This window comes from Polaromonas sp. SP1 (assembly GCF_003711205.1).
Lineage (GTDB): Bacteria > Pseudomonadota > Gammaproteobacteria > Burkholderiales > Burkholderiaceae_C > Polaromonas.
The window spans coordinates 1,783,496-1,798,447 of the sequence record NZ_CP031013.1 but is presented as its reverse complement, the minus strand read 5'-3'; the positions used below and the strand labels follow the sequence as shown (position 1 = coordinate 1,798,447).

Sequence of the window (14,952 nt, the reverse complement as noted above, 5' to 3'; positions counted from 1 at the left end):
ATTCAGGCAGCTTGGTGGTTGGCCACTACCAACCATGGCGGACGGTGACGCATTGCACATCACCCGAACCAAGGCGTTTTCTGCAGTCGGGAATCAGAAAAACACTGGAAAGCAGACTATGAGGTCTGCTTTTCGGTGTGCTCCTTGAAGCACGAAAGGCTGGAAGCCCTTTTAAGGTCTTCCAGCCTTCGCAAACACAAGCAATTACTTGAGTTCGACTTTCGCGCCGGCTTCTTCGAGCTTCTTCTTCGCAGCTTCTGCGTCGGCCTTTGGAGCGCCTTCCTTGACGTTCTTCGGAGCGCCGTCCACCAGGTCCTTGGCTTCTTTCAGGCCCAGACCGGTGATTTCGCGAACGGCCTTGATGACCGACACCTTGTTTGCGCCGGCTTCGAGCAGCACGACGTTGAAGTCGGTCTTCTCTTCAGCGGCAGCAGCAGCACCGCCGCCGCCAGCTGCAGCAGGAGCGGCCATGGCGGCAGCGCTCACACCAAATTTCTCTTCGATGGATTTCACCAGTTCGTTGAGTTCGAGGACCGTCATGCTATCCAGCGCGGTCAAAAATGCGTCTTTATCGAATGCCATTTTGATTTCCTAAAAAAGTTGGGTAATTACGCTGCTACAGGTTCAGCTGCTGCAGGGGCTTCGGCTGCGCCGGCGCCCTTTTTCGCCGCCAGGGCGCCCAGCACAACGGCCGTACGCGACATGGGCGACATCAGCAAGCCACACACCTGGGCCAGCAACACTTCCTTGGAAGGGATGTTGGCCAGTTGCTTCACGCCGTTCACGTCCAGGGTCTTGCCACCGAATGCACCACCGCGAATGACCAGCTTGTCGTTGGTCTTGGCGAAGTCAGATACCACTTTCGCGGCAGCTACTGCATCTGTGGAAAAGCCGTAGATCAGCGGACCGGTCATCTGATCGGACACGACTTCGAATGCGCTACCGGCCACGGCACGGCGAGCCAGAGTGTTCTTCAGAACACTGAGGGTCACGCCTTTGTCGCGGGCCTGGCTGCGCAGACGGGTCATGTCGGCGACCGTAATACCACGGTATTCCGCCATCACGAGCGTTTGAGCTTTAGCGGCGAGGCCTGTCACTTCATCAATGACGGCTTGTTTCTCACTGCGGTTGAGACTCAAGGTCTACTCCTTAAAAATGTGTCGTCGGTTGCGGCCTGCTTTCGCCTGCCAGCGCCCTTCAACACGCTCATGTTCAGCGACCAACTGTTTCAGATTCTTTTCAAAACCATCTGCAGCGGGACCGCCATCTGCGTTGGCTGTCTTTCGATTAAGCGGCAAACTTGAAAGCCTGCCGCGCCAACGGTCTTTGATGACCTGCCGAAGCGAACTCCGGCAGCCCACCACATTGAGCAAGCCTTGCGGGCCCGCTCAAATTTCTGCGATTACGCTGCGATGGTTTGCGTGTCGACGCGAACGCCCACACCCATCGTTGACGAAACCGCAACTTTCTTCAAATACACACCTTTGCTCGAAGCCGGCTTGGCTTTTTGCAACGCGTCGATCAACGCAGCCAGGTTGCCTTGCAGCTTGGCGGTGTCGAACGAGCGGCGGCCGATCGTGCCGTGCACGATGCCGGCCTTGTCAACGCGGAACTGGACCTGGCCAGCTTTTGCGTTCTTGACGGCAGTTGCCACGTCAGGCGTCACGGTGCCGACCTTGGGGTTGGGCATCAGACCACGGGGGCCGAGCACCTGACCGAGCGTACCCACGATGCGCATGGCATCGGGGGAAGCGATCACCACGTCGAAGTCCATCTTGCCTGCCTTGATTTCAGCAGCCAGATCGTCCATGCCGACGATGTCTGCGCCGGCGGCTTTCGCTTCTTCAGCCTTGGCGCCCTGGGCAAACACAGCCACACGTTTGGTTTTACCGGTGCCGTTAGGCAACACAACCGCGCCGCGAACGACCTGGTCGGATTTCTTGGCATCGATGCCGAGCTGCACGGCCACATCGATGGATTCATCGAATTTGGCGACGGCGAACTCTTTGACGAGGCCCAAAGCTTCAGGCAATGCGTACAGCTTGTTGCTGTCGATCTTGTCGCCGATGGTTTTTTGACGTTTGGTCAACTTGCTCATACAACACCCTCCACCGACACGCCCATGGAGCGGGCCGTACCAGCAATCGTGCGAACTGCAGCGTCGAGGTCAGCAGCCGTCATGTCTTTCATTTTGGTCTTGGCGATTTCTTCCAGCTGTGCGCGGGAAATCTTGCCAACCTTCACCGTGTGCGGTGTGGACGAACCCTTGTCGAGCTTGATGGCCTTCTTGATCAGAACGCCTGCTGGAGGTGTCTTGATAACAAAGGTAAAGCTCTTGTCGGCAAACGCCGTGATCACCACAGGCAGCGGCAGGCCTGGCTCAACACCCTGGGTCTGCGCATTGAATGCCTTGCAGAATTCCATGATGTTCAAGCCGCGCTGACCGAGCGCAGGGCCGATCGGGGGGGACGGGTTAGCCTTACCAGCTGGCACTTGCAGCTTGATAAAGCCGACGATTTTTTTCGCCATACTTTTCTCCTTACGGGTCATAACGCCTGGGCGCCACCACTAGGGCAGGCCCCGGCTCCCCGGGGGTTACACAACTCTAAACAGTCCTACGGACCGTTTCGCACCGAGTTGCAAGGCGCGAAATTGACTGCCAATCGAAATTACGTCTTTTCGATCTGGCTGAATTCCAGTTCCACCGGCGTAGCGCGGCCAAAAATCGTGACCGACACACGCACTTTGTTCTTGTCGTAGTTGACTTCTTCCACCGTACCGTTGAAGTCGGTGAAAGGGCCGTCCTTGACGCGAACGTATTCGCCCGTTTCAAACTCCACCTTGTGACGCGGCTTCTCGGTGCCTACCTGCATCTGGCTGACAATCTTCTGGACGTCTTCTTCCGAGATGGGGGCCGGGCGATTCTTGGCGCCACCGACAAAACCCGTCACCTTGTTGGTGTGCTTCACGAGGTGCCAGGTTTCGTCATCCATGACCATCTCAACCAGCACATATCCGGGGAAGAAGCGACGCTCCGTCGTTTTCTTCTGCCCATTCTTGATTTCAACCACTTCTTCAGTAGGCACCAGAAAACGGCCGAACTTGGATTGCATGCCCGCACGGTTAATGCGCTCAACAATGTTGCGCTCAACCGCTTTTTCCATGCCGGAGTAGGCATGAACGACATACCACTGCATGCCTGGGGTCGGCGTGAGGGACGTTCCCGCCGCCACTTCGCTGACTACCGTGCCGTTCAAATCGCTCATTATCTTTTCCATCCCAGGATCAGGTCGTAAAACACCCATTCGAGCGTTTTGTCGGTAAGCCACAAAAACAACGCCATCACCACCACAAAGGCAAACACGTACGCCGTCATCTGGATAGCCTCTCTACGGGCGGGCCAGACGACTTTTTTGACTTCACGCCAGGAATCACGACCAAAGGCGACAAACTGCTTGCCCGGCTCCGAGGTCAGAAAAACAGCTATCGCAGCCACCAAGCCGACAATCAGGGCACCCCATTGCGCGACCGGCCCCTGCTTGGCAAAGAAATAAAAGCCCGCCAGCGAACCTACCAGCAATAGCACAGCCGCACCCAGCTTGACCTTGTCGGCGCTGGTACTGACGGTTTCAACTTGAGAAGAGGCCATGATTGCCGGATTTCCTGTTCAATCTTCGGGCGTCTTTTCAGACGCTTAAGCCCACCTGGAGTTTTTGACTCCCGGCGGGCTTGCTTTTTAACTTTTCAAACCACCTTCAGCGCCGATACACATCAACCATCAGGTGGCAGGGGCAGTAGGAATCGAACCTACAACCTTCGGTTTTGGAGACCGACGCTCTGCCAATTGAGCTATACCCCTCCATCAAACCTTACAAATTACGCAATGATTTTGGCCACGACGCCGGCGCCGACGGTCTTGCCGCCTTCACGGATGGCGAAGCGCAGGCCTTCTTCCATGGCGATCGGGTTGATCAGCTTGACGGTGATCGACACGTTGTCGCCTGGCATGACCATTTCCTTGCCTTCTGGCAACTCGATCGCACCGGTCACGTCCGTCGTGCGGAAGTAGAACTGGGGACGGTAGTTGTTGAAGAATGGCGTGTGGCGGCCGCCTTCGTCCTTGCTCAGAACGTAGATCTCGCCGGTGAAGTGCGTGTGCGGCTTGATGGAGCCGGGCTTGCACAGCACCTGGCCGCGCTGCACGTCTTCGCGCTTGGTGCCGCGGAGCAGGATACCGACGTTGTCACCAGCCTGGCCCTGGTCCAGCAGCTTGCGGAACATTTCCACGCCGGTGCAGGTGGTCTTTTGCGTGTCAGCGATACCGACGATCTCGATTTCTTCGCCGACCTTGATGATCCCGCGCTCGACACGGCCGGTCACGACGGTGCCGCGGCCGGAGATGGAGAACACGTCTTCCACGGGCATCAGGAAGGCGCCGTCAACAGCGCGCTCTGGCAGGGGAATGTAGGTGTCAAGGGCTTCTGCCAGCTTCAGGATCGCGCCTTCGCCGAGGTCGCCCTTGTCGCCCTCCATGGCCAGCTTGGCTGAGCCGTGGATGATGGGGGTCTTGTCGCCGGGGAAATCGTACTTGTCGAGCAACTCGCGCACTTCCATTTCGACGAGCTCGAGCAGTTCGGCGTCGTCAACCATGTCGCACTTGTTCAGGAACACGATGATGTAAGGAACACCCACCTGACGGGCCAGCAGGATGTGCTCGCGGGTCTGGGGCATGGGGCCGTCAGCGGCCGAGCACACCAAAATGGCGCCGTCCATCTGGGCCGCGCCGGTGATCATGTTCTTCACATAGTCGGCGTGGCCTGGGCAGTCGACGTGCGCGTAGTGGCGGTTGGCCGTTTCGTACTCGACGTGAGCGGTGTTGATCGTGATGCCGCGTGCTTTTTCTTCGGGCGCCGCGTCAATTTGGTCGTAGCCCTTGGCTTCGCCGCCGAATTTGGATGCCAGAACGGTCGTGATCGCCGCCGTCAGCGTCGTCTTGCCATGATCCACGTGGCCAATCGTGCCAACGTTGACGTGCGGCTTGGTCCGCTCAAATTTGCCTTTTGCCATTTTTCAACTCCAGAAATTTATAAAGAGTTACAAAACCAGTTAACGAACTACAGCCGGCAACAGCGCCTTGCACGCCGCGCCAGCTCAAAATATGGTGCCCTTTGCGGGAATCGGACCCGCGACCTCTCCCTTACCAAGGGAGTGCTCTACCACTGAGCCAAAAGGGCTAATCAAAAGTCAAAAGACTTCAAAACCTCTCACAGCAATCCAGCACAAGATCAACCAGCAGAGCCCGCAACACCCAAAACACAGTTTTGTGGAGCGGGAGACGGGAATCGAACCCGCGTCATTAGCTTGGAAGGCTAGGGTTCTACCATTGAACTACTCCCGCGCAGCTCTGCCAATTCAACTCACATCAAATCACTCTCGACCCAAAACACGCTTTACGCGATTGCCTTGCGCCGGCCGCTTGCCAAAAATCAAACAAAATCTGGTGGATGAGGCTGGATTCGAACCAGCGTAGGCGTTAGCCAACAGATTTACAGTCTGCCCCCTTTAGCCACTCGGGCACCCATCCTTCAAGCGAACCTCGGATTATGCCACGGTTTTATGTCGGGCGGAATCCCAAGGCATCGCAAAAAGCATTAAAAATACCTCATGAGTACCCCAACCCCAGCCGCCTCGCCGCCAGAACCCTCCTCTTTGCGGCGGGTCAACCTGGCGTTGCAGGGCGGCGGCTCCCATGGCGCCTTCACTTGGGGCGTTCTGGACGCCCTGCTGCAAGACGAACGCATCGAATTTGACGGCATCAGCGGGGCCAGCGCCGGCGCCGTCAATGCCGTGGCGCTGGCGCACGGTTTTGCTGCCGCCGCTCAGAAGGACAGCGGAACGCCCGATCCCCGCGAAGCGGCCCGCGCCTCCCTCGCCCGTATCTGGCAAGGCGTTGCGGCCATGGGCAGCCTGGGCTCCATGGCCGACGGCATTAGCAAAATGCTTTTGGGAGGCTGGCCCTCCGATAGAGTGGGCGCTAACTTTTTCGGCAACGCTATGAGTCAGTGGCTCTCGCCCTACCAGTCCAACCCGCTGGACATCAACCCCCTGCGCAAGCTGCTGCAGGCGGAAATCGACTTTCCCGCCATTGCCAAACTCGACGCGCCCAGGGCCTTTGTCTCCGCCACCCACGTCACCACCGGCCGGGCGGAAATTTTCTCGGGCAAGCGCCTGACGCTGCAGTCCGTCATGGCCTCCACTTGCCTGCCGACGCTGTTCCAGGCGGTGGAAATCGACGGCCAGTCCTATTGGGATGGCGGCTTTTCGAGCAACCCGTCCCTGCTGCCTCTTATCAGTGAGTGCAGCAGCCGGGACATCATCGTGGTGCAGATCAACCCCCTGCGGCGCCCCGAGGTCCCCCACACGCCGCACGACATCATGGACCGGGTGAACGAGCTGACCTTCAATGCCAGCCTGCTGTCGCAGATGCGCACCATCGATTTCATCAACCGCCTGCTGGCCGACGGGCGCCTGCAGGAGGGCGCGAAATACAAAAGCCTGCTGCTGCACCGCATCGACGGCGGCGAAGCCCTGGAAAACCTGCCCTCGTCGAGCAAGATGTCGGCCGACGGCGCCATGATTGAAAAACTGTTTGAAATGGGCCAGGGCGCCGCAAAGCGCTGGCTGCGCCGCCACTTTGAGGCCCTTGGCCAGCAAAGCACGGTGAATATCCGGCGCGATTACGTGGGCAGCCTTCCGCAGGAGTTTTAGCGCTCACTGGATTGACAAGGAACTTTGACCGCCAGCCGAAATTGATAAACATCTTTTTTCAACTTACCTCGCCACTACGAGCCCAATGACATTTACCCCAAACACCCTCGACGCAGCCATCATCGACCTCGACGGCACCATGGTCGACACCCTGGGTGACTTTGCCCAGGCCTTGAATCTCATGCTGGCTGACTTGCTGCCTGGCGATGTTGCGGCGGCGCGGCTGGACGCTGCGGCGATTGAGCTGATGGTGGGCAAGGGGTCTGAGCATCTTGTTAAATCTGCACTGAAACACGTTCAAGCCCATATGGGTATTGCGCCTTCAGCTATTAATTTAGTAGCAAGCTACGAGCAGGCCTATGCCGGCTACCAGCGGCATTACGCGGGCATCAATGGCCGCTATTCAAATGTGTACCCGGGTGTGGTTGATGGTTTGCTGGCCTTGCAGCAGGCGGGGTTGAAGCTGGCGTGTTTAACGAACAAGCCTGTGGGCTTTGCGCGTGAGCTGCTCAAGCTCAAGGGGCTGGATGGGTTTTTCAGCATCGTGTTTGGCGGCGATTCGTTTGAGCGCAAGAAGCCTGACCCGTTGCCTTTGATCAAAACCTGTGAAAGCCTGGGCACCGTGCCGGCACGCACCTTGATGATTGGTGATTCCAGCAACGACGCGCGGGCCGCGCGCGGGGCGGGTTGCCCGGTGGTGCTGGTGACGTATGGCTACAACCATGGCGAGCCGGTGCGGGGTGTGGATTCGGACGGGTTTGTGGATTCGCTGGCCGCGTTGAATTTGCAGGCCTTCAAATAACAACGGGGCCGTGCGGCCCCGTTGGGTGTGTGGCGTTAGCGCGCTAACTCAGGCGGGTTTGCCCAGCATCGCGTCTTTGAGCTTCCAGTCGGCGGGCTGCGGGCCGAGCCAGATGCGCACCAGGGCGTTGAAGAACTCCACTTCCTTGAAGGGCTCGCCTTGCGGTTTGCCTTTGACGGAGATGATGGTGCCGGTGCCGGGGATCCAGTCGATGGTGAAGCCTTCGCCGGCGACCAGCTTCTTCTGGTCGGCAAAAATCTGGCCCATCTTGATGAGGCCGGGGATCAGCTTGGACATCTCCGACTTGGGCGCGTTGTCGGTGAAGGCGGTGGTAAAGCTTTTGCCGAGTTCGTTGGAGTCAATGTCGCGCAGCAGGGTGATGCTGATGCGCTTGGTGCCGGGCATGCCGTAGACCTCTTCGGGGGTTGCTGCCTTTTTGGGCAGGTACAAGCCTGCCACATAGACCTTGAACACCGCCTTGTAGCGGATGCCGGCGCCGTTGAGCTGCAGTTTGGTGCCGTTGACCTCAATCGGGTCGTCGAGCTTGACGCCTGAAACTTCCATTGGGGCGGCAAGGACGCCGAAAGAAAGCACCAGGCCGGCCAGGCCCGCAAGGCATCGCGTTGTCAAAGTCATGAGTTGTCTCCAGGTGGATGATGAAATAGAACGAGCGTTCTTTTTTGTTATGGGCCTATTCTGGATTCGGTTACCAGGCCTTACAAGAGGGTTTGCGAGGGGTTGCCGGACAACTATGGCTAAGCATTGCTACCAGTTGACGACCCGCGGGTGCCGGTTGTTGTAACTTTGCCTAGAGTGGCGGCGGCCTGGGCGGGGTTTGGCCGTCGTTCGGCTGGAGTCCGGCTGCTGTTTGCTACACTTTGCCCTTCATGTTCATACATCGAATCACTCAAACAGGTTGTGGCGACCGGGGAGCCTGGCCCTGGCGTACCTGTCATTCCTCGCACGCCTGAAGCGCATGCGGGCCGGCACCCTGACCTTTCAGCCAGTTGCCTTCTGCCCCGCCCCGCCGCCGCCGGTTCTGCGACACCCCCCTTTTTCCTCTTTCCTGATGCGCTTTTGCACCCGCCAAGCGCGTCCCGGCCCCGGTCTTCGGGGCGTTTTGAATGACAGGTGGCCGCGCCTTTGAGCGCGTGGCCCCTTGCAAAGGACCATCGTGATTACAGAACTTGAATTTAAAAGCCTGGCCGGCCAGGGCTACAACCGCATTCCCCTGATGGCGGAGGCGTTTGCTGACCTTGAAACCCCGCTTTCCCTTTACCTCAAACTCGCGCATTCCAAAGACGGCGGCAAGTTCAGCTTTTTGCTGGAGTCGGTTGTCGGCGGTGAGCGTTTTGGCCGCTACAGCTTTATCGGCCTGCCGGCGCGCACGCTGGTGCGGGCCTCGGGCTTTGGCGCGGACCGGGTGACCGAGGTGGTGACGGACGGCCGTGTGGTGGAAACCTCCGCCGCCAACCCGCTGGACTTCATCGCTGATTACCAAAAACGCTTCAAGGTCGCGCTGCGGCCGGGCCTGCCGCGCTTTTGCGGCGGGCTGGCGGGCTATTTTGGGTATGACGCGGTGCGCCACATCGAGAAAAAGTTAGAGGCCACCTGCCCGCCCGACACGCTGGGTTGCCCCGACATCATGCTGCTGCAGTGTGAAGAGCTGGCGGTGATCGACAACCTCTCGGGCAAGCTCTACCTCATCGTCTACGCCGACCCGGCCCAGCCCGAGGCCTATGCCAACGCCAAAAAGCGCCTGCGTGAGTTGAAGGAAAAGCTCAAATACTCCGTCAGCGCACCGGTGGTCAAGCCCTCGCAAGGCTACCCGGCCGAACGCGACTTCGCCAAGGCCGACTACATCGCTGCGGTCGAAAAAGCCAAGCGCCTGATCGAAGCCGGCGACTTCATGCAGGTGCAGGTCGGCCAGCGCATCAAAAAGCGCTATACCGAATCGCCGCTCAGCCTGTACCGCGCGCTGCGCTCGCTCAACCCCAGCCCCTATATGTATTACTACCACTTTGGGGACTTCCATGTGGTGGGGGCGTCGCCCGAGATTCTGGTGCGGCAAGAGCAGGTGGCTCGCGTCGCCGGGCCGCCCCAAGACGCGAACGCCCCCTCGGGGGGCAGCGAGTACACCACAGTGACGAGCGTGGGGGCTCAGTTTGACCAGAAGATCACGATCCGCCCACTCGCCGGCACCCGCCCGCGCGCTTCCTCGCCCGAGGCCGACAAGGCCGTCGAGCACGAGTTGGTGAACGACCCGAAAGAGCGCGCCGAACACGTCATGCTGATCGACCTGGCGCGCAACGACATCGGCCGCATTGCCAAGACCGGCACGGTGAAGGTGACGGAAGCCTTCTCGGTGGAGCGCTACAGCCACGTGATGCACATCGTGAGCAATGTCGAGGGCGTGTTGCTCGACGGCATGACGAGCATGGATGTGCTGAAGGCCACCTTCCCGGCCGGCACGCTGACCGGAGCGCCCAAGGTGCACGCGATGGAAATCATCGATCAGCTGGAGCCGACCAAGCGCGGCCTTTACGGCGGCGCTTGCGGTTACCTCAGTTATGCCGGCGATATGGACGTGGCGATTGCGATCCGCACCGGCATCATCAAGGACCAGATGCTGTATGTGCAGGCGGCGGCCGGCGTGGTGGCTGATTCGGTGGCTGAACTTGAATGGAAAGAGACTGAGGCGAAAGCACGCGCGCTGCTGCGGGCGTCCGAGCTGGTGGAGGAGGGCCTGGAATGAACATGCAGATCCATCCAGTGCATCCCGCCGTTGAGCACTGCCACAGCATGGCCGACGTGCGCCGCAACATCGACGCGCTGGACGAGCGCATCGTGCGGCTGATCGCCGAACGCAGCGCTTACGTGGCGCAGGCGGCGCGCATCAAGCAGCGCGCGGACCAGGTGTACGACCAGGCGCGCATCGATTTCATCATCGAGCGCGTGCGCGCCCAGGCCCGCAAGGCCGGCGCCCCCGAGGCGATTGTGGAGGCGGCTTACCGCGCCATGATTGCCGCATCCATTGACTTTGAGCGCGGCGAATTCACACGCCTGCGCCAGGAGGCCTGAATCATGAAGCGCAAACTCTTGATGATCGACAACTACGACAGCTTTACCTACAACATCGTCCAGTACTTCGGAGAGCTGGGCGCCGAGGTGGAGGTGTTTCGCAACGACGAGATCAGCGTGGCCGACATCGCCGCGCGCAAGCCGGATTTGCTGGTGGTCTCACCCGGCCCGTGTTCCCCGGCCGAGGCGGGCATTTCGGTCGAGGCGATCCAGCACTTTGCCGGCAAGCTGCCGATTTTGGGCGTGTGCCTGGGCCACCAGAGCATTGGCGCGGCCTTCGGCGGCAAGATCATCCGCGCGCAGCAACTCATGCACGGCAAGACCAGCGTGATCACCACCACACAAGAGGGCGTATTCGCCAATCTGCCCGAGCAGTTTGTCGTCAACCGCTACCACTCGCTGGCGATCGACAAGCCGACCTGCCCGGCCGCGCTGGCTGTCACGGCCTGGACAGACGACGGTGAGATCATGGGCGTGCGCCACAAGGAGCTGCCGATCCAGGGTGTGCAATTTCACCCAGAATCCATCCTGACCGAGCATGGCCACGCGATGCTGAAGAACTTTCTGGAGCAAACGGCATGAGCCTGTTTTTTGCGTTTGCTATTAAATTTGTAGCTGCTCACCAAGGCCGCGTATGGGCTGGAGGCCAAAATGATTGTTGATCTGCGTAGCGACACCGTGACCCGCCCGACAGCCGCCATGCGCGAGGCCATGCTGGCCGCACCGCTGGGCGACGACGTCTTCGGCGACGACCCGGCCGTCAACGCCCTGCAGGAAAAGATCGCCGGCCTGCTGGGCTTTGAGGCCGCGCTCTTCGTGCCCACCGGCACGCAAAGCAACCTTTGTGGCATCCTCAGCCACTGCCAGCGCGGCGACGAATACATCGTCGGCCAGATGGCGCATTGCTACCGCTGGGAAGGCGGCGGCGCGGCTGTCTTCGGCAGTGTGCAGCCGCAGCCGCTGAACAACCACACCGACGGCACGCTGTCGCTGGCCGAGATCGAGGCAGCCATCAAGCCCGACGATGCGCACTTCGCACGCACCCGCATGCTGGCGCTTGAGAACACCCTGGGCGGCAAGCTGCTGCCGTTTGATTACGTGCAGCAGGCGACCGCGCTGGCGAAGAAGCACGGCCTGGCCCGCCACCTGGATGGCGCGCGGCTTTTTAATGCCGCCGTGGCGCAAGCCGCGCAAACCGGCAGCAACCCGTTGGCCGAAGCGCGCCGCATCGCCGATTGTTTTGACAGCGTCTCGGTTTGCTTCAGCAAGGGGCTGGGCGCGCCGGTCGGCTCGGCGCTGTGCGGTTCGCGCGAGTTCATCGCACGGGCACACCGCATCCGCAAGATGGCCGGCGGCGGCATGCGCCAGGCGGGCGTGCTGGCCGCCGCGGCATCGCACGCGCTGGACCACCACGTCGGCCGCCTCGCGCAAGACCACGCGCTGGCCAAACACCTGGCCGAAGGGCTGGCCGGCATCGAAGGCCTGAACGTGGAGCCGCCGCAGACCAACATTGTGTTTGTGGATTTGACGGGCGCCGCCAAAGAGCAGTCTGCGGCGCTGCTCAAGCACCTGGCGAAAGAGGGCATTCAGGCTACGGGCTTATATCGTCTACGCTTTGTCACGCACCTCGACGTCGATACCGACGGTGTAGACCGCGCCATCGCCGCGATCCGGCAGTTCTTCAAAGCCTGAAGCCTGCATCCTGGTTTCTTCAATTTCTGAAAGCCGTTTATGGACATCAACAATCTGCTTTTCTTCATCGCCGCCGGCCTGCTGCTCAACCTCACGCCCGGTCCCGACGTCCTCTACATCGTGACGCACGCACTGCGCTCAGGCGCGCGCGCCGGCATGGTGGCGGCCTTGGGCATCACGTCCGGCTGCTTTGTGCACATCTTTGCCGCGGCCGTCGGCGTCAGTGCGCTGATAGCGGCCTCCGCCACGGCTTTCACGGTGCTCAAGTGGGTCGGTGCGGCTTACCTGGTGTATGTCGGGCTGCGCATGCTGCTGGCGCGCGCGCCGGCTGCAGATGAGCCTAATGCTATGAATTTGGTAGCTGAAGATCAAGGTACTGCAACGGCTACGCCCCTGAAACGCATATTTTTCCAGGGCTTCTGGACGAATGTGCTGAATCCCAAGGTGGCGCTGTTCTTCCTGGCCTTTGTGCCGCAGTTCATCACGCCGGACATGCACAACAAGCCGCTGGCCTTCCTGTTGCTGGGTCTGCTGTTCAACTTCAATGGCCTGTGGGTGGGTTTCGGTTATGCGTGGGCCGCCGCGTGGATGGCCAGGCGCCTGGGCGCCTTGCAGCGCGGCATGCATTGGCTTGAGCGCGTGGCCGGCGCCATGTTTGTCGGCTTTGGCATCAAGCTGGCCCTTTCCGATAATCCAGCGACCTGAGCGCTTCCCATCCCATTTCAGAATAAAGAAACGAGACACGCCATGCCCAACACCCACAAGATCACCCCGCAGGAAGCCCTGCAGCGCACGATTGAACACCGCGAAATCTTCCACGACGAGATGCTGCACATCATGCGGCTGATCATGAGCGGCGAGATGTCGCCCGTGATGATGGCCGCGCTCATCACCGGCCTGCGCGTAAAGAAAGAAACTATCGGCGAGATCACCGCCGCCGCGCAGGTGATGCGCGAGTTCTCCACCAAGGTCAACGTGGCCGACAAGACGCACCTGGTCGACATCGTCGGCACCGGCGGCGACGGCTCGCACACCTTCAACATCTCGACCTGCTCGATGTTTGTGGCGGCGGCGGCCGGTGCCAAGGTCAGCAAACACGGCGGGCGCAGCGTCAGCAGCAAGTCGGGCAGCGCCGACGTGATCGAGTCGCTGGGCATCCACATCGGCCTCTCGCCTGAAGCCATCGCGCAGTGCATTGAGCAGGTCGGCGTGGGCTTCATGTTTGCGCCCAACCACCACCCCGCCATGAAAAACGTCGCCCCCATCCGCAAGGAGCTGGGCGTGCGCACCATCTTCAACATCCTGGGCCCGCTGACCAACCCGGCCAGCGCGCCCAACATTTTGATGGGCGTGTTTCACTCCGACCTGGTCGGTATCCAGATCCGCGCGCTGCAGCGCCTGGGCGCAGAGCACGCGCTGGTGGTGTACGGCAAGGACGGCATGGACGAAGTCAGCCTGGGCGCGGCCACCGTGGTCGGCGAGCTGAAGAACGGTGAAATCACCGAGTACGAAATCCACCCCGAAGACTTCGACATGCCCATGGCCAGCAACCGCGCGCTGCGCGTTGAAACGCCCGAGCAGTCCAAGGCGATGCTGCTGGGCGTGCTCGACAATCAGCCCGGCGCCGCACGCGATATCGTGATCCTCAACGCCGGCGCGGCGCTGTACGCCGCCAACGTGGCCGACTCGATGAAGGCCGGCATCGTGCTGGCGCGGGCAGCGCTTGAATCCGGCGCGGCCAAGGCCCGCCTGCAGCAACTTGTATCCACCACCCAAAAATTAGCGGCCTGAACACCATGTCTGACATCCTCGACAAAATCATTGCCGTCAAGCGCCAGGAAATCGCCGAAGCGATCCGCAAGAAACCGCTGGCCGTCATGCGGGAAGACGCCGAGTCGCGCGTGCTCACCCGTGACTTTGTGGGCGCGCTGCGCGCCAAGATCGCGGCGGGCCAGCCTGCGGTGATTGCCGAGATCAAAAAAGCCAGCCCGTCCAAGGGCGTGCTGCGCGCCGATTTCATCCCGGCCGACATCGCGCAAAGCTATGCCGAAGGCGATGGTGAGATCAGCGCGGCTTGCCTGTCGGTGCTGACCGACAAGCAGTTCTTTCAGGGCAGCATCGATTACCTGAAGCAGGCGCGTGCGTCGTGCGACTTGCCGGTGCTGCGCAAGGACTTCATGGTCGACCCTTACCAGGTGTACGAAGCGCGTGTGATGGGCGCCGACTGCATCCTGCTGATCGCCGCCTGCCTGGACGACGCGCAAATGAAGTCGCTGGAAGCGCTGGCCATGTCCATGGACATGGCGGTGCTGGTCGAGGTGCACGACGAGGCCGAGCTGGAGCGCGCGCTCAAGCTCAAGACGCCGCTGATCGGCATCAACAACCGCAACCTCAAGACCTTTGAGGTCTCGCTGGACGCGACGCTGGGAATGCTCGGCAAGGTGCCGGCCGATCGTTTGCTGATCACCGAATCCGGTATTGCCACGCCGGCCGATGTGCAGCGCATGCGCAGCGCCGGCGTGAACGCCTTCCTCGTCGGCGAAGCTTTTATGCGTGCTGAAGAGCCTGGCCTGGCGCTGGCGCAGCTTTTCGGCAAGAAATAAACGCAG

Annotated in this window: 17 protein-coding genes and 4 tRNA genes; 9 read left to right on the top strand and 12 right to left on the bottom strand. The window is 60.5% G+C overall.

The features are described 5' to 3' along the window. Nucleotides 1-204 precede the first annotated feature (204 nt). The 11 genes from rplL to DT070_RS08560 form a co-directional block, all read right to left on the bottom strand. Nucleotides 205-582, bottom strand: coding sequence for a 50S ribosomal protein L7/L12 (gene rplL, locus DT070_RS08610; protein ID WP_122955013.1), 378 nt, complete (start codon nucleotides 580-582; stop codon nucleotides 205-207). Nucleotides 583-608: 26 nt separating this feature from the next. Continuing rightward, on the bottom strand, nucleotides 609-1,139 hold the full coding sequence (rplJ, locus tag DT070_RS08605; protein ID WP_122955012.1) for a 50S ribosomal protein L10: 531 nt from the start codon (nucleotides 1,137-1,139) through the stop codon (nucleotides 609-611). A gap of 263 nt (nucleotides 1,140-1,402) precedes the next feature. Next, the gene (rplA, locus tag DT070_RS08600) at nucleotides 1,403-2,098 is read right to left on the bottom strand and encodes a 50S ribosomal protein L1 (protein ID WP_074580068.1); all 696 of its coding nucleotides are present in this window, start codon (nucleotides 2,096-2,098) and stop codon (nucleotides 1,403-1,405) included. Next, complete coding sequence (gene rplK, locus DT070_RS08595) at nucleotides 2,095-2,529, bottom strand: 50S ribosomal protein L11 (protein WP_007871338.1); 435 nt, start codon at nucleotides 2,527-2,529, stop codon at nucleotides 2,095-2,097. The genes rplA and rplK overlap by 4 nt, the downstream gene beginning before the upstream one ends. A 140-nt stretch (nucleotides 2,530-2,669) precedes the next feature. Continuing rightward, nucleotides 2,670-3,197 carry a transcription termination/antitermination protein NusG gene (nusG, locus tag DT070_RS08590; RefSeq protein ID WP_228778638.1) on the bottom strand — a complete coding sequence of 176 codons (528 nt, stop codon included), beginning with the start codon at nucleotides 3,195-3,197 and terminating at the stop codon, nucleotides 2,670-2,672. A 68-nt stretch (nucleotides 3,198-3,265) separates the two neighbouring features. Further along, on the bottom strand, nucleotides 3,266-3,649 hold the full coding sequence (gene secE, locus DT070_RS08585; protein WP_122955011.1) for a preprotein translocase subunit SecE: 384 nt from the start codon (nucleotides 3,647-3,649) through the stop codon (nucleotides 3,266-3,268). A gap of 134 nt (nucleotides 3,650-3,783) precedes the next feature. Continuing rightward, nucleotides 3,784-3,859: transfer RNA gene (locus tag DT070_RS08580), tRNA-Trp, on the bottom strand. 17 nt (nucleotides 3,860-3,876) lie between these two features. Then, a complete protein-coding gene (gene tuf / locus DT070_RS08575) occupies nucleotides 3,877-5,067 on the bottom strand; it encodes an elongation factor Tu (RefSeq protein ID WP_122954486.1) in 1,191 nt (396 codons plus the stop codon). Nucleotides 5,068-5,159: 92 nt separating this feature from the next. After that, a tRNA-Thr gene (locus DT070_RS08570) sits at nucleotides 5,160-5,234 on the bottom strand. A 90-nt stretch (nucleotides 5,235-5,324) separates the two neighbouring features. Beyond that, a tRNA-Gly gene (locus DT070_RS08565) sits at nucleotides 5,325-5,398 on the bottom strand. A 100-nt stretch (nucleotides 5,399-5,498) separates the two neighbouring features. Continuing rightward, nucleotides 5,499-5,584: transfer RNA gene (locus tag DT070_RS08560), tRNA-Tyr, on the bottom strand. An 80-nt stretch (nucleotides 5,585-5,664) separates the two neighbouring features. Between DT070_RS08560 and DT070_RS08555 the strand changes: the two genes are divergently transcribed. Next, nucleotides 5,665-6,768, top strand: a complete 1,104-nt coding sequence (locus DT070_RS08555; RefSeq protein WP_122955010.1) for a patatin-like phospholipase family protein — start codon at nucleotides 5,665-5,667, stop codon at nucleotides 6,766-6,768. A gap of 85 nt (nucleotides 6,769-6,853) precedes the next feature. Continuing rightward, on the top strand, nucleotides 6,854-7,570 hold the full coding sequence (gph, locus tag DT070_RS08550; RefSeq protein ID WP_122955009.1) for a phosphoglycolate phosphatase: 717 nt from the start codon (nucleotides 6,854-6,856) through the stop codon (nucleotides 7,568-7,570). A gap of 48 nt (nucleotides 7,571-7,618) precedes the next feature. Here gph and DT070_RS08545 read toward each other — a convergent pair whose 3' ends face one another. Then, complete coding sequence (locus DT070_RS08545; RefSeq protein WP_122955008.1) at nucleotides 7,619-8,206, bottom strand: chalcone isomerase family protein; 588 nt, start codon at nucleotides 8,204-8,206, stop codon at nucleotides 7,619-7,621. 538 nt (nucleotides 8,207-8,744) lie between these two features. On the opposite strand from DT070_RS08545, the gene DT070_RS08540 reads away from it, so the two are divergent. From DT070_RS08540 to trpC, 7 genes are all read left to right on the top strand, one after another. After that, nucleotides 8,745-10,325: an anthranilate synthase component I family protein gene (locus tag DT070_RS08540; RefSeq protein WP_122957326.1), complete on the top strand. Its 1,581-nt coding sequence runs from the start codon at nucleotides 8,745-8,747 to the stop codon at nucleotides 10,323-10,325. A gap of 2 nt (nucleotides 10,326-10,327) precedes the next feature. Further along, on the top strand, nucleotides 10,328-10,651 hold the full coding sequence (locus tag DT070_RS08535) for a chorismate mutase (protein ID WP_122955007.1): 324 nt from the start codon (nucleotides 10,328-10,330) through the stop codon (nucleotides 10,649-10,651). A 3-nt stretch (nucleotides 10,652-10,654) separates the two neighbouring features. Continuing rightward, on the top strand, nucleotides 10,655-11,233 hold the full coding sequence (locus DT070_RS08530) for an aminodeoxychorismate/anthranilate synthase component II (RefSeq protein ID WP_122955006.1): 579 nt from the start codon (nucleotides 10,655-10,657) through the stop codon (nucleotides 11,231-11,233). 69 nt (nucleotides 11,234-11,302) lie between these two features. Then, nucleotides 11,303-12,343 (top strand): low-specificity L-threonine aldolase, encoded by a 1,041-nt coding sequence (gene ltaE / locus DT070_RS08525; protein ID WP_122955005.1) that lies wholly within the window; start codon nucleotides 11,303-11,305, stop codon nucleotides 12,341-12,343. Nucleotides 12,344-12,382: 39 nt separating this feature from the next. Further along, a complete protein-coding gene (locus DT070_RS08520; protein WP_122955004.1) occupies nucleotides 12,383-13,048 on the top strand; it encodes a LysE family translocator in 666 nt (221 codons plus the stop codon). Nucleotides 13,049-13,090: 42 nt separating this feature from the next. Beyond that, nucleotides 13,091-14,134, top strand: a complete 1,044-nt coding sequence (trpD, locus tag DT070_RS08515) for an anthranilate phosphoribosyltransferase (protein WP_122955003.1) — start codon at nucleotides 13,091-13,093, stop codon at nucleotides 14,132-14,134. A 5-nt stretch (nucleotides 14,135-14,139) separates the two neighbouring features. Further along, nucleotides 14,140-14,946 carry an indole-3-glycerol phosphate synthase TrpC gene (gene trpC, locus DT070_RS08510; RefSeq protein WP_122955002.1) on the top strand — a complete coding sequence of 269 codons (807 nt, stop codon included), beginning with the start codon at nucleotides 14,140-14,142 and terminating at the stop codon, nucleotides 14,944-14,946. Nucleotides 14,947-14,952: the final 6 nt, after the last annotated feature.

Coding starts and splice junctions, on each gene's coding strand:
- trpD (WP_122955003.1), top strand. CDS start 13,091: ATGCCCAACACCCACAAGATCACCCCGCAGGAAGCCCTGCAGCGCACG.
- secE (WP_122955011.1), bottom strand. CDS start 3,649: ATGGCCTCTTCTCAAGTTGAAACCGTCAGTACCAGCGCCGACAAGGTC.
- rplA (WP_074580068.1), bottom strand. CDS start 2,098: ATGAGCAAGTTGACCAAACGTCAAAAAACCATCGGCGACAAGATCGAC.
- DT070_RS08520 (WP_122955004.1), top strand. CDS start 12,383: ATGGACATCAACAATCTGCTTTTCTTCATCGCCGCCGGCCTGCTGCTC.
- DT070_RS08545 (WP_122955008.1), bottom strand. CDS start 8,206: ATGACTTTGACAACGCGATGCCTTGCGGGCCTGGCCGGCCTGGTGCTT.
- trpC (WP_122955002.1), top strand. CDS start 14,140: ATGTCTGACATCCTCGACAAAATCATTGCCGTCAAGCGCCAGGAAATC.
- rplL (WP_122955013.1), bottom strand. CDS start 582: ATGGCATTCGATAAAGACGCATTTTTGACCGCGCTGGATAGCATGACG.
- DT070_RS08555 (WP_122955010.1), top strand. CDS start 5,665: ATGAGTACCCCAACCCCAGCCGCCTCGCCGCCAGAACCCTCCTCTTTG.
- DT070_RS08530 (WP_122955006.1), top strand. CDS start 10,655: ATGAAGCGCAAACTCTTGATGATCGACAACTACGACAGCTTTACCTAC.
- rplK (WP_007871338.1), bottom strand. CDS start 2,529: ATGGCGAAAAAAATCGTCGGCTTTATCAAGCTGCAAGTGCCAGCTGGT.
- gph (WP_122955009.1), top strand. CDS start 6,854: ATGACATTTACCCCAAACACCCTCGACGCAGCCATCATCGACCTCGAC.
- tuf (WP_122954486.1), bottom strand. CDS start 5,067: ATGGCAAAAGGCAAATTTGAGCGGACCAAGCCGCACGTCAACGTTGGC.
- nusG (WP_228778638.1), bottom strand. CDS start 3,197: ATGCAGTGGTATGTCGTTCATGCCTACTCCGGCATGGAAAAAGCGGTT.
- DT070_RS08535 (WP_122955007.1), top strand. CDS start 10,328: ATGCAGATCCATCCAGTGCATCCCGCCGTTGAGCACTGCCACAGCATG.
- ltaE (WP_122955005.1), top strand. CDS start 11,303: ATGATTGTTGATCTGCGTAGCGACACCGTGACCCGCCCGACAGCCGCC.